Source organism: Sphingomonas sp. SORGH_AS_0789 (assembly GCF_031453055.1).
Lineage (GTDB): Bacteria > Pseudomonadota > Alphaproteobacteria > Sphingomonadales > Sphingomonadaceae > Sphingomonas.
Genome location: NZ_JAVIYV010000001.1, coordinates 1,378,165 through 1,394,588 on the forward strand (window position 1 = coordinate 1,378,165; position 16,424 = coordinate 1,394,588).

17 protein-coding genes and 1 tRNA gene are annotated in these 16,424 nt (G+C 69.7%); 12 read left to right on the forward strand and 6 right to left on the reverse strand.

The window, feature by feature from the left end:
• The first annotated feature begins 6 nt into the window (after window positions 1-6).
• The 3 genes from QE360_RS06395 to QE360_RS06405 are packed head-to-tail and all read left to right on the forward strand — an operon-like array spanning window position 7 to window position 1,690.
• Entirely contained in the window at window positions 7-597 is a 591-nt protein-coding gene (locus QE360_RS06395; RefSeq protein WP_309700145.1) for an SCO family protein, read from the forward strand.
• Window positions 597-1,025 (forward strand): YcgN family cysteine cluster protein, encoded by a 429-nt coding sequence (locus QE360_RS06400; protein WP_309691131.1) that lies wholly within the window; start codon window positions 597-599, stop codon window positions 1,023-1,025. The genes QE360_RS06395 and QE360_RS06400 overlap by 1 nt, the downstream gene beginning before the upstream one ends.
• On the forward strand, window positions 1,022-1,690 hold the full coding sequence (locus QE360_RS06405) for a SprT family zinc-dependent metalloprotease (protein ID WP_309700147.1): 669 nt from the start codon (window positions 1,022-1,024) through the stop codon (window positions 1,688-1,690). Before QE360_RS06400 ends, QE360_RS06405 begins: the two co-directional genes overlap by 4 nt.
• On the opposite strand, the gene QE360_RS06410 is transcribed toward QE360_RS06405, so the two are convergent.
• Window positions 1,666-3,876 carry a PBP1A family penicillin-binding protein gene (locus QE360_RS06410; RefSeq protein ID WP_309700149.1) on the reverse strand — a complete coding sequence of 737 codons (2,211 nt, stop codon included), beginning with the start codon at window positions 3,874-3,876 and terminating at the stop codon, window positions 1,666-1,668. The two genes, QE360_RS06405 and QE360_RS06410, sit on opposite strands and share 25 nt — an antisense overlap.
• Before the next feature lie 203 nt (window positions 3,877-4,079).
• Between QE360_RS06410 and QE360_RS06415 the strand changes: the two genes are divergently transcribed.
• On the forward strand, window positions 4,080-4,670 hold the full coding sequence (locus QE360_RS06415; protein WP_309700152.1) for a PilZ domain-containing protein: 591 nt from the start codon (window positions 4,080-4,082) through the stop codon (window positions 4,668-4,670).
• A 314-nt stretch (window positions 4,671-4,984) separates the two neighbouring features.
• Here QE360_RS06415 and QE360_RS06420 read toward each other — a convergent pair.
• A tRNA-Leu gene (locus tag QE360_RS06420) sits at window positions 4,985-5,071 on the reverse strand.
• Between the two features lie 135 nt (window positions 5,072-5,206).
• On the opposite strand from QE360_RS06420, the gene QE360_RS06425 reads away from it, so the two are divergent.
• Window positions 5,207-6,598 (forward strand): MATE family efflux transporter, encoded by a 1,392-nt coding sequence (locus QE360_RS06425; protein WP_309700154.1) that lies wholly within the window; start codon window positions 5,207-5,209, stop codon window positions 6,596-6,598.
• Between the two features lie 38 nt (window positions 6,599-6,636).
• On the opposite strand, the gene QE360_RS06430 is transcribed toward QE360_RS06425, so the two are convergent.
• Window positions 6,637-7,371 (reverse strand): MJ0042-type zinc finger domain-containing protein, encoded by a 735-nt coding sequence (locus QE360_RS06430; protein ID WP_309700156.1) that lies wholly within the window; start codon window positions 7,369-7,371, stop codon window positions 6,637-6,639.
• Between the two features lie 155 nt (window positions 7,372-7,526).
• On the opposite strand from QE360_RS06430, the gene ftsE reads away from it, so the two are divergent.
• The 4 genes from ftsE to QE360_RS06450 are packed head-to-tail and all read left to right on the forward strand — an operon-like array spanning window position 7,527 to window position 10,394.
• On the forward strand, window positions 7,527-8,264 hold the full coding sequence (gene ftsE / locus QE360_RS06435; RefSeq protein WP_309691113.1) for a cell division ATP-binding protein FtsE: 738 nt from the start codon (window positions 7,527-7,529) through the stop codon (window positions 8,262-8,264).
• Window positions 8,261-9,154, forward strand: coding sequence for an FtsX-like permease family protein (locus QE360_RS06440; protein ID WP_309700158.1), 894 nt, complete (start codon window positions 8,261-8,263; stop codon window positions 9,152-9,154). Before ftsE ends, QE360_RS06440 begins: the two co-directional genes overlap by 4 nt.
• Window positions 9,151-9,687 carry a YdcF family protein gene (locus QE360_RS06445; protein WP_307101622.1) on the forward strand — a complete coding sequence of 179 codons (537 nt, stop codon included), beginning with the start codon at window positions 9,151-9,153 and terminating at the stop codon, window positions 9,685-9,687. The genes QE360_RS06440 and QE360_RS06445 overlap by 4 nt, the downstream gene beginning before the upstream one ends.
• Window positions 9,684-10,394 (forward strand): lysophospholipid acyltransferase family protein, encoded by a 711-nt coding sequence (locus tag QE360_RS06450; protein ID WP_309700160.1) that lies wholly within the window; start codon window positions 9,684-9,686, stop codon window positions 10,392-10,394. Before QE360_RS06445 ends, QE360_RS06450 begins: the two co-directional genes overlap by 4 nt.
• A 100-nt stretch (window positions 10,395-10,494) precedes the next feature.
• Here the strand turns inward: QE360_RS06450 and QE360_RS06455 are convergent, their stop codons facing one another.
• Together QE360_RS06455 and hisC are read right to left on the reverse strand one after the other, a co-directional pair.
• Complete coding sequence (locus QE360_RS06455) at window positions 10,495-11,406, reverse strand: prephenate/arogenate dehydrogenase family protein (protein WP_309700162.1); 912 nt, start codon at window positions 11,404-11,406, stop codon at window positions 10,495-10,497.
• A complete protein-coding gene (hisC, locus tag QE360_RS06460; RefSeq protein ID WP_309700164.1) occupies window positions 11,406-12,524 on the reverse strand; it encodes a histidinol-phosphate transaminase in 1,119 nt (372 codons plus the stop codon). The genes QE360_RS06455 and hisC overlap by 1 nt, the downstream gene beginning before the upstream one ends.
• A 64-nt stretch (window positions 12,525-12,588) precedes the next feature.
• Here hisC and QE360_RS06465 point away from each other — a divergent pair, with 64 nt between their 5' ends.
• From QE360_RS06465 to QE360_RS06475, 3 genes are all read left to right on the forward strand, one after another.
• On the forward strand, window positions 12,589-13,749 hold the full coding sequence (locus tag QE360_RS06465) for a homoserine O-acetyltransferase (protein WP_309700166.1): 1,161 nt from the start codon (window positions 12,589-12,591) through the stop codon (window positions 13,747-13,749).
• Window positions 13,746-14,342 (forward strand): methionine biosynthesis protein MetW, encoded by a 597-nt coding sequence (metW, locus tag QE360_RS06470; protein ID WP_309700168.1) that lies wholly within the window; start codon window positions 13,746-13,748, stop codon window positions 14,340-14,342. The genes QE360_RS06465 and metW overlap by 4 nt, the downstream gene beginning before the upstream one ends.
• 73 nt (window positions 14,343-14,415) lie before the next feature.
• Complete coding sequence (locus QE360_RS06475; protein ID WP_309691094.1) at window positions 14,416-14,808, forward strand: response regulator; 393 nt, start codon at window positions 14,416-14,418, stop codon at window positions 14,806-14,808.
• 82 nt (window positions 14,809-14,890) lie between these two features.
• On the opposite strand, the gene QE360_RS06480 is transcribed toward QE360_RS06475, so the two are convergent.
• A complete protein-coding gene (locus QE360_RS06480; protein WP_309700170.1) occupies window positions 14,891-16,414 on the reverse strand; it encodes a PAS domain-containing protein in 1,524 nt (507 codons plus the stop codon).
• Between the last annotated feature and the right edge of the window lie 10 nt (window positions 16,415-16,424).

Genomic DNA, 16,424 nt, shown 5'->3' on the forward strand with positions numbered 1-16,424 from the left:
GGCGTCATGACCCGATTATATCTGTCCCTGCTGGTTCCGCTGGCCGTCGCGCTGGCCGGGTGCGGCGCGTCCGATCCCCAGGCGCAACCCCCGCTGGCGGGGGCGCGGATCGGCGGCCCGTTCCGGCTGGTCGATGCCACCGGCAAGACCGTCACCGATCGCGACTTCGCCGGGCGCTATCGCATCGTCTATTTCGGCTACACCTTCTGCCCCGATGTCTGCCCCACCGACATGCAGGTGCTGGGCGCCGGACTGAAGGCGCTGGAGGCGAGCGCCCCCGCCAAGGCCGCGAAGATCGTGCCGATCTTCGTCACGGTCGATCCCGAGCGGGACACGCCCGCCATCGTCGGCCGCTTCGCCACGACCTTCCACCCGCGCTTCGTCGGGCTGACCGGCACCCCGGCGCAGGTCGATGCGGCGCGCAAGGCCTATGCCGTCTGGGCGCAGAAGGGCGCGCCGTCGCCGGGCGGCGGCTATCTCGTCAACCATAGCAACCAGGCCTATCTGATGGACCCGGACGGCAAGCCGCTGGCGCTGCTGCCGTCGGACCAGGGGCCGCAGGCGGTCGCCGCGACGCTCGACCAGTGGGTGCGCTGATGGAGCGTTTCTGGGAAAAGCCGATCGAAAGCCTCGACCGCGCCCAGTGGGAGGCGCTGTGCGACGGGTGCGGCAAATGCTGCATCCACAAGCTGGAGGACGAGGAGACGGGCGAGCTGGTGCCGACCAACGTCGCCTGCCGCCTGCTCGACCGGCGCAGCGGGCAATGCTCCAACTATCGCCACCGCCGCGCCTTTGTCAGCGAGTGCGTGCGGCTGACCATGGGCAATGTCCGCTCGATCGACTGGCTGCCCTCGACCTGCGCCTATCGCTTGCGCGCGGCGGGCGAGGCGCTGCCCGAATGGCATTATCTGGTCTGCGGCGACCGCGAAGCGGTGCACCGCGCCGGGCAATCGGTCCGCGGCTGGACGATCAGCGAGGACGATGCGGGCGATTTCGAAAATCATATCGTGGAGCGGGAATTGTGATCGACGAGGTGGTGCGTCACCCGACTGCCAAGCGCATCCGGCTGAGCGTCGATCCCGCCACCGGCACCGCACGGCTGGTGGTGCCCAAGCGCGCGCCGCTGAAGACCGCGCTGGCCTGGGCCGAGGAGAAGAAGGACTGGATCGCGGACCAGCGTGCGCGCCTGCCCGAACCGCGTCCCTTCGTCCCCGGCGCGCTGATCCCGTTCGGCGACACGGTGCTGACATTGGTCTGGGAGCCTGGCAGCCGCCGGGTGATCCAGTGCGAGCATGATCGCCTGTCCGCCTCCGGCCCGATCGAGACGCTGAACCGCCGGGTCGAGACCTGGCTGAAGCGGCAGGCGCTGGAGACCCTGTCGCGCGAGACGGCGGAGATCGCGCGGACCGCGGGCGTCGCGGTATCGCGGGTCAGCGTCGCCGATCCGAAAGCGCGCTGGGGCAGCTGCGCCTCGTCGGGGGCGATCCGCTATAGCTGGCGGCTGATCCTGGCCCCGGCCTTTGTCCGCCGCGCGACGGTGGCGCATGAGGTCGCGCACCGGGTCCATATGAACCACGCCCCCGCCTTCCACGCGCTGGTCGCCGAGCTGCTGGGGGCCGATCCCGCGCCCGCCACCGCCTGGCTGCGGCAGCATGGCGCGGGGCTTCACTGGTACGGTCGGTCGTCCTGACGGTCCTGACGGTCGCGCGCTGACGGACGCGGCGGGGGAGCGGAAGCGCGGGGATCGCGCGCCGCGCCTGCGCCGCCGCGTCCGGTCACCCGGTCGATCCACGCCTGATCCAGCCGCTGCTGCGGCACCACCGGTGCGGGCGCCTGTGGCGTGGTCGTGCCGGGCACGGGTTGCTGGAGCGGCTGCGGCGGCGTGGCGGGATCGCGGCGGGTGGGGATCTCCATCGTCTCGTCGCCCGGCTGCGACTCGCCCGGAACGGGGGCGGGCAGCGGGTTGCCGTCGGCATCGACCCCGGCCGTGCCATTGTCGGGCTGGCCGAAATAGCTCTCCTCGTCGGGCTCCAGCTGCCATTCGGGCAGCGTGACCTGGGTGTCGAACTGTTCGATCGGGCGGTCGGCGACCGCGACCTTCATATAGTCGGCAAAGGCCTTGGCGGGCGCGGCACCGCCATGCAGGCCCGCCACCGGCTTGGCATTGTCGCGGCCCATCCACACGCCGGTGGTGATCCCGCTGGAGAAGCCCAGGAACCAGCCGTCCTTCAGGCTGGTCGTCGTGCCCGTCTTGCCCGCGACCGGCCGCCCGATCTGCGCGGCGCGGCCGGTGCCGGTGTTGACCGTGGTCTGGAGCAGGTCGGTCATCTCGGCGGCGATATAGGGGGCGACCAGCACATGGCTGCGGTCGACCTCATGGGTATAGATGGTCTGGCCATTGGCCACGACCTTGGTGATGCCATAGGGCGTCACCTTCACCCCCTTGTTCGCGATGCTGGCAAAGGCGCTGGTCATGTCGATCACCCGCACTTCCGAGGTGCCGAGCACCATCGAGGGGTGGGTGTTGACCGGCGTCGTGATGCCGAAGCGGCGCGCCATGTCGGCGACCGTCTGGAAGCCCACTTCCTGCCCCAGCTTGGCCGCGACGGTGTTGAGCGAATAGGCAAAGGCGGTGCGCAGGCTGACGCTGCCCGAATTGCGGCGCGAATCGTTGCGCGGGGACCAGCCGTCGATGGTGACGGGTTCGTCGACCACCTGGTCCTCGGGCTTGTGACCCGCCTCCAGTGCGGCGAGATAGACGAACAGCTTGAACGCCGAACCCGGCTGGCGAACCGCCGTCACCGCGCGGTTATAGTTGGTGGAGACATAATCCTTGCCCCCCACCATCGCGCGCACCGCGCCGTCGCGATCCAGGCTGACCAGCGCGCCCTGAGTCCCCTCGGGCGCATTGGCGCGGATCGCCGCGTCGGCCGCCCGCTGCATGTTGAGGTCGAGCGTGGTCCACACGTCGAGCGGCGCGGTCTGCTCGTCGATCAGCAGGTCGAGCTGGGGCAGTGCCCAGTCGGTGAAATAGCGCACCGAATTCTGCCTGGGCTCGGGCGCCAGCTTCAGCGTCTGCGGATCGGCATTCGCGGCCTGGTCGGCGGTGATGAAGCCGTTGCGCTTCATCTGGTCGATCACCACGCCCGCGCGGCCCACCGCAGCGGCGGCATCGGCGGTCGGCGAATAGTTGGAGGGCGCCTTGACCAGCCCGGCGATCACCGCTGCTTCGGACAGGCTCAGATGGTCCGCGCCATGCCCGAAGAATTTCCGGCTGGCCGCGTCGATGCCATAGGCGCCGCCGCCATAATAGACCTTGTTCAGATACAGCTCGAGGATCTGGTCCTTCGAGAATTTCAGCTCCATCGCCAGCGCCAGGATCGCCTCGCGGAACTTGCGACCGAACTTCTTCTGGTTGTTCAGGAAGATGGTGCGCGTGATCTGCTGGGTGATGGTCGAGCCGCCCTGTTTCCAGCGACCCTTTTCCAGCCGGACCTCGACCGAGCGGGCGATGCCGATCGGATCGACGCCGGGATGCTGGCGGAAACGGCGATCCTCGACCGCGATCGTCGCGTCGCGCATGACCTCGGGAATCCGGTCATAGGGCAGCCATTCGCCATAGCTCGGCCCGAGCGACACGATCACCGTGCCGTCGGCGGCATGGACGCGGATCATCTGGCCGTTGGGCGAGGATTTCAGTTCGTCGAAGCTGGGCAGTTGCGACTTGGCGACGAACACCGCGATCGCCAGCGCGCCGACCGCCAGCACGGCCAGGCCGATCAGGATCTGCAGGGTTACGACGATCCGGCGCCGCCAGGGAGAGCGGGGCTTGGACGAGCGGGGCCGGGGGGACCGGGAAGACGACGCGCGAGGCATGGGACGGATCGCGAATTACAGGGCTTTGAACATGACCACAAGCCGCCGATGCCCGATGGCGGCTTGCGCGCCGCTGAACGCTCCGGCCAAAGGCGCCGCGCCGAGGCGGTTCGGCCTGAAATGCCGGTCTTAATTTTTTATACCGGTTCCGGTAGTAAGGCGGGATGCCATCCTCGGGGGAGAAGGTGGCGGAAAGGACGACGATGGAACAGGTCGAGCAGCAGCAGGGCGCGACCGCCGAACGGCGGGTGGGCAAGCGGCATTCGGCCGTCCTCCTCCTGGGCAAGCTGTGCGGCGACGTGCCCGGCGTGTGCCTGGTCCATAACATCTCCGCCCATGGCCTGATGGCGCGGTTCGTCGATCCGCCGCAGGTCGGCGACTCGATCTGTGTCGAGGTGCGCGGGCTGGCCCCGGCGCGCGGCACGGTCCGCTGGGTGCGCGGCAAGAAGGCGGGCGTCCAGTTCGATTCGCCCCAGCCCTATGAGCAGATATTCTCGACCGAAAATGCCGACGGCACGATCCCGCGCCCGCCGCGCTTTCCGGTGACGCTGGCCGCCGATGTCCGGTTGGGCGACCGCAAGTTCGCCGCCGAGATGGTCGATGTGTCGGCGGGGGGCGCCAAGCTGGCCGCCGCGCATCCGGTCCAGCCGGGTCTGGCGGGGCAGATCATCCTGCGGCCGATGGGCACGCCGATCTTCGGCACGATCTGCTGGGTGAAGGACGGCCGCTTCGGCTTCCGCTTCGTCTCGCCGCTGCCCATCGACACGCTCGCGGCGATCGTTGCGCGGCGCTGAGCCGCGTCGGGCCTTCGGGCTGGCCAACATTCGGTATTGCTTCTTCTTCCCCTCTGCCCTGGACAGGGGAAGAAGCTTGCCAGCTTGCTGGCTAGCGCAGCTTGAGCGAGCCCAAAGGCTCGCGCGCCCGCCAAGCGAGCGCCCACCTCTCACCCAGCTCCGACTAAGCCTTTGCTTTCGCAAAGGCCAAGTCTGCGCAACCCTCTCCCCTCTGCGAGGGGCGAGGGGAGGAAAGGGATCGCTGGGTGGCGATCGACCCTGGGGAATTTCGGATGGGGGGAGGGCGTCGACCGATCGGGACGCCTGGGAAAATCTGGTGCGGTCGAGAAGACTCGAACTTCCACGGCCTTTCGGCCACAACGACCTCAACGTTGCGCGTCTACCAATTCCGCCACGACCGCACTCGATAGTCACCACCGGCAAGCCGGAGGGCTGGTAGGCGGGTGCCCCTAGCAAAGCGCCGGGGACTGCGCAATGGCCTTTTTGGCGGGATGCGGCGCTATCGCGCGTCATTCATCGCGAATAGGGGAAGGGCCATGACGCTTTTCCCCCGCCACGCCCCGATCCTCGACCGTGACGAGGTGCGTCGCCTGCTGGCGCTGGCCTGGCCGGTGATGCTGACCAGCCTGAACTGGACGATCCTGCACGTCACCGACGTGATCGTCGTCGGCCGGGTCGGCGAGCATGAGGTGGCGGCGCTCTCGGCCAGCCGGTCGCTGACCTATGTCGCGATCGTCACCGGGCTGGCCTGGCTGTCGGGCGTGCTGGTGCGTGCGTCGCGGGCCGATGGCGCGGGGGATCTGCCCGCGACCGGCCAGGCGCTGCGCGACGGGCTGGTGCTGGGTGTCGTGCTGGGCGTCGCGGCGATGCTGATCCTGGGGCTGGGCGGTGCGGCGCTGCTGCGCGGGATCGGCGTGGCGCCGGGGCTGGTCGTGCCCGGCGCGCGCGTCGTGACGGTGATGGCGCTGGGCTATCCGTTCCAGATGGTGCTGATCGCCGCCAGCTTCTTTCTGGAGGGGATCAGCCGTCCGCGCCGGGTCACGATGGTCAATCTGTCGATCCTGCCGATCAACGCGCTGCTCGCCTGGGGGTTGGCGGGTGGTGAGATGGGACTGCCCGCGCTGGGGGCGGTCGGGGCGGCGCTGGCCACCGTGATCGCCTCGGCATTGGGAGCGGTCGCGATGGTCGCGAGCGCGGTGACGCTGCCGCGCGGTGCGGCGCGCGGCGTGCGGCGGCTGGACCGGGCCGCCTGGGCCCCCACGCTGGCGGGGGCGGTGGAACTGGCGCGATTCGGCTTCGTCCCCGCCATCGCCTCGGGGCTGGAGCTGGCGGGGTTCGCCATCCTGATCGCGCTGTCGACCCGGCTGGGCGATGCGACCGCGCATGGCTTCCAGATCGTCTTCTCGCTCCACAATGTCACCTTCGCGCTGGCGCTCGGGCTGGGATCGGCGGCGGGGGTGCGCGCGGGCAATGCGGTGGGCGAGGGGGCGGCCTGGGCCGCGGTCCCGCGCACGCTGGTCGCGGTCGGGCTCGCGGCGCTGGCCATGGGGGCCTGCGGCCTGGCGCTGTCGCTCTGGCCCGGCGCGGTCGTCGGGCTGTTCCCGGCCTTGCCCGAGGCGAAAGCGGTGGCGGTGGCGATGCTGGTGATCTGGGCGCCCTTCATCCTGTTCGACGGGATGCAGGTGGTGCTGGTCTATGCGCTGCGCTCGCTGGGCGACCAGGTGGCGGCGGGGATCAACAGCATCATCGCCTATTTCATCGTCACCGGCGGGGTCGGCTGGTGGCTGGTCGACGCCGGATGGGGCGCCCCGGCGCTTGCCTGGGCGTCGGGCGCGGGGATGCTGGTCGCCGCCGTCCTGCACGGATCGCGCTTCGCGATCGTCGCGCGGCGATTGCGGGCTTCGCGTGGCCTTCTTCGCTCAGGCTGAACGGAGCGAAGTCGAAGGCCACGCCGACACGTCGGCAATCAGTTCGCCGGGTTGGCCTCGCCCGCAAAGCTCAGGTCCAGCCGCTTGGAACTGGGCGGCACGTCGAGCTTGGCCGAGTTGAAGTCCATCGACGCGCCGGGGCCCAGCGTCCGCTGCTGCGGCGCGATCGCCCAGGAAAAGACGACGCGACCCTGCGCATCCTTCAGCTCGGCGCGCAGGTCGGGAACCCGCTGCGCGCCCGAGGACGGGTTGATGATCTGCCCCGAAATGGCGAACAGTTCCGACCCGTTCTCCAGCTCGCGCCGCTCGATCGGGTTGGAGCGCAGCTCCAGCGGCGATTCGGTGGTGCCGAACCCCAGCCAGCCGCCGATGCCCGGCATGCCGGTCCACAGGATCGCCGCCGTCGCCGCCAGCAGCGCCAGGCACGCGGCGACCGCGCCGATCGTCCAGCGACGCACCGGATTGCGCCGCGCGCGAAAGGGCGGGCGGTGCGCGAAGGCATCGAATTCGGGCTCGTCCGCCTTCAGGATCGGCGGCGCGGGTGGCGGGGCGATGACGGGCGGCGGCGGGGGCGGCGGTTCGGCGACCGGCTCCTCGGCTTTGTCGCGTTCCACCGCGACGTCCGGCTCCGGTGCGGCGACCTCGTCGGGATCGGGCGGCGACTGGAACCAGCTGTGCCGGCAATTGGCACAACGCACGGTGCGCCCCTCCAGCCCGATCGCGCTGTCGGGCACCAGATAGCGGGTGCGGCATTCAGGGCATTCGAGGATCATGCGGAACGGCACTTCAACGGATGGAAAGGGTCGGTGGACGGGACCATCCGGTTCAGGTCCCCATGAAAGGCCAGTAAGCACGCCGCCCATGGCCGTGGCAAGCTTGAAGCGTGGAACTTGAAGCGCGCGGCAGGCCATGCCAAGGCCATGCGGGCATGGCGAACATCGTCCAGTTCGAGAATGTCGGCTTGCGCTACGGCGCCGGGGAGGAAACCCTGTGCGACGTCAGCTTCGCGTTGCGACCGGGGCAATTCTATTTCCTGACCGGCGCGAGCGGCGCGGGCAAGACCTCGCTGCTGCGCCTCCTGTATCTGTCGCAGCGGCCCAGCCGGGGCATCATCCGGCTGTTCGGCGAGGATGCGGTGATCCTGCCGCGCGACCGGCTGCCCGGCTTTCGGCGGCGGATCGGGGTGGTGTTCCAGGACTTCCGGCTGATCGCGCATCTCAGCGCCGCCGACAATATCGCGCTGCCCCTGCGCGTCGCGGGCATGGCCGAATCGGAGATCGCGCGCGCGGTGCGCGAGATGCTGGCCTGGATCGGGCTGTCCGAACGCGCGGGCGCCCGCCCCGCCACGCTGTCGGGCGGCGAGCAGCAGCGGGTGGCGATCGCCCGCGCGGTGATCGCGCGCCCCGAATTGCTGGTCGCCGACGAGCCCACGGGCAATGTCGATCCGGTCATGGCCGAGCGGCTGCTCCATCTGTTCCACTCGCTCCACCGGCTGGGGACGACGGTGGTGATGGCGACGCATGACTGGCACCTGATGGACCGGGTGCCGGATGCGCAGCATATGCATCTGGAGCGCGGGCGGCTGGTCGACCCGACCGTTCCGCCCGAGCCCGCCCCCCCACCGCCCGAGCCGCGCCGCTCGACGATCGTGCGGAGCGGGCTGTGACGCGGGCGCGGGGGCGTGGCGGCGCGGAGGCGCGGGCGCTGGACGATGTCGGCGGCGCGCATGTCATGAGCTGGGTCATCGCGATCATGCTGTTCCTGACCCTGCTGGCGGGCGCGGCGGGGCTGGCGACGGCGCGCGCGGCGGGGTCGCTCGACCGCCAGATGGCGGGGCGGCTGACCGTGCAGATCGTCGAGGGCGAGGCCGGACGCCGCGATGCCGCCGCCGCGCGCGTGCTGGCGGTGCTGCGCCGGCTGCCCGATGTCGCGCGCGCGACGCCGGTGCCGCAGGCCGAACTCGCGCGGATGCTGCAACCCTGGCTGGGCACCGATGCCGAGGCGGCGGGGCTGCCCGTGCCCGCGCTGATCGATGTCGACCTGACCAGCGACGAATCGGGCGCGATCACCCGCGTCGGGGCGGCGGTGACGCGGGCCAGCCCGGCGGCGCGGGTCGATGCGCATGCGACCTGGCTGGGGCCGGTCGGGCGGTTGCTCGACACCGCCGCCTGGCTGGCCGGGGCGATCATCCTGCTGATGCTGGGGGCGACCACGGCGGTCGTCATGCTGGCGGCGCGCGCCGGGCTGGAGGCGCATCGCGGTACGATCGAGGTCATCCACATGCTCGGCGCGACCGACCGGCAGGTCGCACGGCTGTTCCAGCGGCGGATCGCGCTGGACGCGGGGATCGGCGCGGCCGTGGGCGGCATCGCGGCGGCGGGGGCGATCCTGCTGATCGCGCGACAGGTCGGCGCGCTCGAATCCGAATTGCTCGGCAATTTGCGGCTGGGGGCGGGGGATATGGGGATGCTGGTCATGCTGCCCTTCGCCTTCGTCCTGCTGGCGGTGGTGGCGGCGCGCGCGGCGGTGCTGGCGCAGATGCGGCGGATGCTGTGATGGTGCGACTGATCGGACTGGCGGCGCTGAGCTGGTGCCTGGGTTTCGCGGCCTTCATGCTGACCCTGCCGCACCCGCTGGCGCACAACACCACCGATGCGATCGTGGTGCCGACCGGCGGGCCGGGGCGCATCGATCGCGGCATCGCGCTGCTCCAGGCGCACCAGGCCAAGCGGATGCTGGTCACCGGGGTCGCGCCCGGCGTGCGGCCGATCGACCTGGCGCGCACCTATCGCACCTCGCCCGCGCTCTTTGCCTGCTGCATCGATCTGGGGGGCGAGGCGGTCGACACGCGCTCCAATGCCGAGGAAACGGCGAACTGGGTGCGCGCCCATGGCTATCGCACGGTGCGGCTCGTCACCTCCGACTGGCATTTGCCGCGCGCCCGGATGGAGCTGACCGCGGCGCTGGGCAAACAGGTGCTGGTGCTGGGCGACGGCGTGCCGTCGGAGCCGCGGCTGGGCACGCTGGTCAATGAATATAACAAGCTGATCCTGCGACGGATCGCGCTTTGGACGGGGATTGGGGCGTGATTCTTCTTCGCAATATCGTGTTCGTGGCGATCTTCTATCCGCTGTCGGCGGTGATGGCGCTGCTGTCGCCGGTCATCGCGCTGAGCGGGCGGCGCGCGGTGATCCACTGGGCGACGAGCTGGACCCGGCTCCACCGCGTCTGCACCCGCTATCTGCTGGGCATCCGCGTGGTGGTGGAGGGGACGCGGCCGACGACGCCGGCGCTCTATCCGGCCAAGCATCAGGCGATGTTCGAGACGATGGAGCTGCAACGCATCCTGGGCGCGCCCGCCATGGTCCTGAAGCGCGAACTGGCCAATATCCCCATCTGGGGCTGGGCGGTGCGCAAATACGGCGCGATCGTGGTCGACCGCAATGCTTCGGCCAGGGCGATGCGCGGCATGATGCGCGACGCCAAGGTGGCGGTGGAGCAGGGCCGCGCGATCATGATCTTTCCCGAAGGCACGCGGGTGAAGCCCGGCGAGATGCCGCCGCTCAAGCCTGGTTTCGCGGGGCTTTACCGGATGCTGGGCCTGCCGGTGGTGCCGGTGGCGACCGATTCGGGGCTGGTCTGGCCGCGCAAGGGGCTGAAGCGGCCGGGGGTGGTGACGCTGCGCTTCGGCGAGGTGATCCCGCCGGGCCTGCCGCGCGCCGAGGCGGAGGCGCGGGTCCATGCGGCGATGAATGCGTTGGAATCCTCCCCGGCACGGGGAGGTGGCGGGGCGTAAGCCCTGACGGAGGGGGGCTTCCGCAAGGTGTGTCCCCTGTGGCGATCCCCCTCCACCATGGCTATCGCCATGGTCCCCCTCCCCGTGCCGGGGAGGATCGTCAGCCTTCGTGGCTGCGCCCGAAATCCTCGCGCGCATCGTCCTGGCCCTGGTCGATGATCGAGCGGCGGATGGCGCGGGTGCGGCTGAACAGGTCGAACAGCTCGTCGCCCTTGCCCCAGCGGATCGCGCGCTGAAGCTGGCTCAAATCCTCGGAGAAGCGCTGGAGCATTTCTAGCACCGCTTCGCGATTGGTCAGGAACACGTCGCGCCACATGGTCGGGTCCGATGCGGCGATGCGGGTGAAGTCGCGGAAGCCACCGGCCGAATATTTGATGACCTCGGACTGGGTCACCTCCTCCAGATCGCTGGCGGTGCCGACGATCGTATAGGCGATCAGGTGCGGCAAATGGCTGGTGACGGCCAGCACCCGATCGTGATGGTCGGGCGCCATCTGCTCGACATCGGCGCCCAGCCTTCGCCAGAATTCGGCCACCCGCTCGACCGCCAGCGCGTCCGCGCCCTCGGGCGGGGTGACGATGCACCAGCGTTTCTGGAACAGGGTGGCGAAGCCCGCCTCCGGCCCGCTGCGCTCGGTGCCCGCGACCGGGTGCGCCGGGATGATGGTGGCACCGGGCAGCGCCTCGCTCAGCGCGGCCAGCACCGAAGCCTTGCAGCTGCCCACGTCGGAGACGATCGCCTCGGCGGGCAGGTCGTCGGCGAACTCGGCCGCCACCGCGCCCATCGCGCCGACCGGCACGCACAGGATCACCAGATCGGCGTCGATCACGCTCGCCCCCGCCGTGTCGGCGACGTCATCGGCCAGGTCGAGCGCGCGCACCGTCTCGCGCACCTGCGGGTCGGCATCATAGGCGGTGATCCGCGTGGTCGGCATCGCCTTGCGCACCGCGCGCGCGACCGAGGAGCCGATCAGGCCCAGCCCGATGATGGTGATCCGCGCAAAGGGCAGCATCAGGCCCCCTTTGCCTCGGACTCGACCATCCGGCGCAGCGCGGCGACGACGCCCTTCACCTCGTCCTCGGTGCCGATGGTGATGCGCAGGGCCTGGCCCAGCCCCTGGCCCGGCAGCCAGCGGACGATATACCCGGCGTCCATCAGCCCGTGATAGGCGCGCTCGGCGGTCAGCGGCCCTTCGAACAGCACCAGCGAGAAATTGGCGTGCGACGGCACGCAGCGCAGCCCCGCATTGCCCAGCGCCGCGATCTGCGCCTCGAACCAGGCCAGCCACGTCGCATTGTGCGCGCGCGACGACTCGACGAAGGCGCGGTCGCGGATCGCCTCGATCGCGGCATTCTGTCCGGCGATCGTCACGTTGAACGGCGCGCGGATGCGGTGCAGCGCGTCGATGATCGGGGCGGCGGCATAGCCCCAGCCGATCCGCTCGGCGGCCAGGCCGTGGATCTTGGAAAAGGTGCGCGAGACCAGCACGTTCGGCGCGCGCTCGGCCAGCGCGAGCCCGCCATCGTCCTCGCCCTCGGCCAGATATTCGGCATAGGCCTGGTCGAGCACCAGCAGGACATGCGGGGGCAGCCCGGCATGGAGCCGCGCGATCTCGTCCGCGCCCGCATAGGTGCCGGTCGGATTGTTGGGATTGGCGACGAAGACCACCTTGGTCTTTTCGGTCACCGCCGCCAGGATCGCATCGACATCGGTGGCATAGTCATGGTCGGCGACCACCACCGGCTCCGCGCCCACCCGCCGGGTCGCGATCTCATAGACCGCAAAGCCGTAGCGGACATGGATGACCTCGTCCCCCGGCCCGGCGAACGCGCCCGCCGCCAAATGCAGGATCTCGTCCGAGCCGGTGCCATAGATGATTCGCGCCGGATCGAGCCCATGGACCTCGCCGATCGCCTGGCGCAGCGCGGTCGCGCCCGCGTCCGGGTAACGCTCCAGATGGTTGGCGGCGGCGGCGAAGGCGGCGCGCGCCTTGTCGCTGGTGCCCAGCGGATTTTCGTTGGACGACAGTTTGACGACCTTGCGACCGTCATCGGTCGTCGCGCGGCCGGGGACGTAAGGCGCGATCGCCTTGACCCAGGAGATCGGTTCGGGGGTGGTAAGCTCGGTCATGGCGAACGCCATAGCGGCCATGGCCTTGCGTTGCCAAGCATCGCGGCCTAGCGGAGAGGGCTCCATGGCCGCTTCCGTTTCCGCTTCTCTCCCCAGCGACGACCGGCGTTTCGGTCTGTCGCGCCATGTCGTGCTGCCGGGGCCGCTGCGGCTCGACGGCGGCGGGCTGCTGTCGCCGGTCGAAATCGGCTATGAAACCTATGGCACGCTGAATGCCGAGGGGGCGAACGCGATCCTGATCTGCCATGCGCTGACCGGCGACCAGCATGTCGCCTCGCCCCATCCCCGCACCGGCAAGCCCGGCTGGTGGACCCGGCTGGTGGGCGAGGGCAAGCCGATCGACCCGGCGCGGCACTTCATCATCTGTTCCAACGTCATCGGCAGCTGCATGGGGTCGTCGGGCCCCGCGACGATCGACCCTTCCACCGCCGAGCCCTGGGGGATGCGCTTCCCGGTCCTCACCATCCGCGACATGGTGCGCGCGCAGGCCATGCTGCTCGACCATCTGGGCGTCGGCCAGCTGAAGGCGGTGGTCGGCGGGTCGATGGGCGGGATGCAGGCGATCAGCTGGGCCGCGACCTGCCCCGACCGCGTCCGCGCCTGCGTCATGGTCGCCTCGACCGCCAGGCATTCGGCGCAGAATATCGCGTTCCACGAGGTCGGGCGCCAGGCGATCATGGCCGACCCGAAATGGCGCGGCGGCGCCTATTATGAGGCCAATGATCCCCCCGCGGCGGGCCTGGCGGTGGCGCGGATGGCGGCGCACATCACCTATCTGTCGGAAGCTGGGCTGACCGAGAAGTTCGGGCGGCGGCTCCAGGCGCGGCCCGACCGGCCGGACGGGGCCAAGAGCTTCGGCTTCGACGCCGATTTCCAGGTCGAAAGCTATTTGCGGCACCAGGGGCTGGCGTTCGTCGACCGGTTCGATGCCAATTCCTATCTCTACATCACCCGCGCGCTCGACTATTTCGATCTGGCCGAGGAGCATGGCGGGCTGCTCGCCAACGCTTTCCGGGGGACGAGGACGCGCTTCTGCATCGTCAGCTTCGACACCGACTGGCTCTATCCCACCGCCGAGTCGCGTGCCGTGGTCCAGGCGCTGAACGCGGCGGGCGCGGCGGCGAGCTTCGTCGAGCTGTCCAGCCCCTATGGCCATGACGCCTTCCTGCTCGAAGCGCCCGAGATGAACCGGGTGATCGACGGCTTCCTGCGGGCCGAGCCATGACCGACACGGCGTTGCGCCCCGATCTGGCGATCATCGCGAACCATGTCGCGCGCGGCGCGCGCGTGCTGGATGTCGGATGCGGCGACGGCCAGCTGATGGCGGCGCTGCGCGACCGGGCGGCGGTCGACGGGCGCGGGCTGGAGATCGATCCCGCCAATGTCGCCGCCGCCGTCGCGCGCGGGCTGGCGGTGGTGCAGGGCGATGCCGATGTCGATCTGGCGGGCTATCCCGACAAGGGCTTCGACTATGCGATCCTCAGCCAGACGCTCCAGACCGCGCGCGCCCCCGATCAGGTGCTCGACCACCTGCTGCGGATCGGCAAGCGCGCCTTCGTCTCCTTTCCCAATTTCGCGCATTGGCGGGTGCGGCTGTCGCTGCTGTGGGGCGGGCGGATGCCGGTGACGGGGCTGTTGCCCGAACAATGGTATGACACCCCCAACATCCACCATGTGACGATCGACGATTTCCGCGCCTTCGTCCGCGAACGGCGGATCACCGTGGAGGGCAGCTGGTTCCTCTCGGGCGGCCGTCCGACCAGTGCGGCGGCGGCGAACTTCCGCGCCGAGCATGCCGTATTTCTGTTACGGCGCTGACGACAATATCGTATCCATTTCGGAACTTTATCTGGATCAAGGATGTTGTGCGGGAAAGTGACGGGATTTTGACATGAGCCGAACCGCGCTGATCGTGGAAGACGAGATATTCGTGGCTCTTGATCTGGAGCGCATCCTGACCGACGCCGGTTATCAGGTGGCCGGCATAGCGGCAGATAGCCGCACCGCCATGGAGACCGCACCCGGCTGCGCCTTCGCCTTTGTCGACGTGAACCTGCGCGACGGCGCGACCGGCCCCGAAATTGCGCGCCGGATCGCTGCCGATTACGGGGTGAAGGTGGTATTCGTCACCGCCAACCCTTCGCAGATCGATGCCGGTGTCGAGGCGCTGGGCTATATCCGCAAGCCGTTCAGCGAACGCGCGATCCTGGCGGCGGCGGCCATGGCGACCGGGGGACAGGCCGAGGCGCGCGAGGAGGTCATCCCGCTGGGGATGGTCGGCTGACCAGGCCGGTCTGACGATCAGGGGGGGCTGCCGCGACCAGGGTCCGGCAGCCCTTTTGCCGTCAACGGCAGGGCCCCGGCCCCTACGGACGGCGAAAGGAGGCCAGCGGCACCCGGATCGTGACGACCAGCCCGGTCGGGTTCCAGTCGCGTTCGACCTCGCCACCCAGCTGGCGCACCGCCGACAGCTCGACCAACTGCGACCCGAAGCCCGCATGGACCGGCGCGGCCTCCAGCACCGGGCCGTCGCGCTCGATCCAGCAGAGCTGCACCATGTCGCCCTGCCGCTGGACCTCCAGGTCGACCATGCCCGTCATCACCGACAGCGCGCCATATTTGGCGGCGTTGGTCGCCAGCTCGTGGAACAGCAGCGCCAGCGGCGTCGCCGACCGGTCGTCGACCAGCACATCGTCGCCCGACACGCGGATGCGCGTCTCGCTCCGGCCGCGATAGGGCTCGAACAGATCGTCCAGCAGGCCGTGGAGCGAATCCTGCCGCGACCGGGGGCGCGACTGTTCGCTGTGCGGCCGGACGAAGTCATGCGCGCGGCCCAGTGCCGTGATCCGGTCGCGCAGATCGCTGGCGATGCCCGCAAAGCCCGGATGGCTGCGCGCGGCGAAACCGATCAGGCCGGAGATCACCGCGAAGATGTTCTTGATCCGGTGGCTGAGTTCCTGGCTGACGATCTCGCGTTCCTCGAGCGCCAGCTTCTGTTCGTGAATATCGGTGCAGGTGCCGAACCAGCGGGTGATCTGCCCCTGGGCGTCGCGGATCGGCAGCGCGCGACCCAGCACCCAGCGATAGGTGCCGTCCCGGTGCCGGAGCCGATATTCGATCTGATAGGGCTCGCCGGTGGCCAGGCTGTGCCGCCACCGCGCCCGCGCCCGGTCCTGATCCTCGGGATGGAACACGCCGCTCCATGCCGCGCCATCGGTCGATCCGTCGGGCATGCCGGTGAAGTCGTACCAGCGGGCATTGTAATAATCGTGATAGCCGTCGGGCAGGGTCGACCACACCATTTGCGGCATGGTGTCGGCCAGGGTGCGGAAGCGCCGCTCGCTGTCGGCGATACGCGCGTCCGATTCCTCGACCGTCTGGAGATGTTCGCGCTGCGCCCGGCGATCCTGCAACCGGCCCATCACGGCGGTCGCGAGTATTTCCAGCCCGCGCCGCTGGAAATCGGTCAGGCCCTGTGGACGTGGCTCGGGCGAGATGACGCAGATCGCGCCCAGCGGCACGCCTTCGTGCGACAGCAGCCGCGCACCGGCATAGAAACGGATATGGGGGGCGCCGACGACCAGCGAGAAACCGGCGAACCGCGCATCCTCGCGCGCGTCGGGGACCACCGTCACCGGATCGGCTGCCATCATCGCCTGGGCGCAAAAGGACGTGTCGCGGCCCGTCTGCGGCTGGTCGAAGCCGACCGCCGCCAGAAACTGCTGGTGGTCGGCCTCCACCAGGCTGACCAGCGCCACGGGGGTATCGCACAGCTCGGCGGCGAAGGCGGCCAGATCGTCCAGCCCACCGCTTTCGCGATAGCCGGCAAGGTCATAGGCCCCGATCACTTCGGTGCGTTGCGTCTCCGTACAGGCCAGGGGATGGAGCATTCGGGTCTCG

Excerpts from the sequence above, each read along its gene's own strand:
- QE360_RS06415 (WP_309700152.1), top strand. The coding sequence starts at position 4,080 with ATGGAACAGGTCGAGCAGCAGCAGGGCGCGACCGCCGAACGGCGGGTG.
- hisC (WP_309700164.1), bottom strand. The coding sequence starts at position 12,524 with ATGACCGAGCTTACCACCCCCGAACCGATCTCCTGGGTCAAGGCGATC.
- QE360_RS06455 (WP_309700162.1), bottom strand. The coding sequence starts at position 11,406 with ATGCTGCCCTTTGCGCGGATCACCATCATCGGGCTGGGCCTGATCGGC.
- QE360_RS06430 (WP_309700156.1), bottom strand. The coding sequence starts at position 7,371 with ATGATCCTCGAATGCCCTGAATGCCGCACCCGCTATCTGGTGCCCGAC.
- QE360_RS06480 (WP_309700170.1), bottom strand. The coding sequence starts at position 16,414 with ATGCTCCATCCCCTGGCCTGTACGGAGACGCAACGCACCGAAGTGATC.
- QE360_RS06475 (WP_309691094.1), top strand. The coding sequence starts at position 14,416 with ATGAGCCGAACCGCGCTGATCGTGGAAGACGAGATATTCGTGGCTCTT.
- ftsE (WP_309691113.1), top strand. The coding sequence starts at position 7,527 with ATGGCGAACATCGTCCAGTTCGAGAATGTCGGCTTGCGCTACGGCGCC.
- QE360_RS06410 (WP_309700149.1), bottom strand. The coding sequence starts at position 3,876 with ATGCCTCGCGCGTCGTCTTCCCGGTCCCCCCGGCCCCGCTCGTCCAAG.
- QE360_RS06395 (WP_309700145.1), top strand. The coding sequence starts at position 7 with ATGACCCGATTATATCTGTCCCTGCTGGTTCCGCTGGCCGTCGCGCTG.
- metW (WP_309700168.1), top strand. The coding sequence starts at position 13,746 with ATGACCGACACGGCGTTGCGCCCCGATCTGGCGATCATCGCGAACCAT.
- QE360_RS06425 (WP_309700154.1), top strand. The coding sequence starts at position 5,207 with ATGACGCTTTTCCCCCGCCACGCCCCGATCCTCGACCGTGACGAGGTG.
- QE360_RS06400 (WP_309691131.1), top strand. The coding sequence starts at position 597 with ATGGAGCGTTTCTGGGAAAAGCCGATCGAAAGCCTCGACCGCGCCCAG.
- QE360_RS06465 (WP_309700166.1), top strand. The coding sequence starts at position 12,589 with ATGGCCGCTTCCGTTTCCGCTTCTCTCCCCAGCGACGACCGGCGTTTC.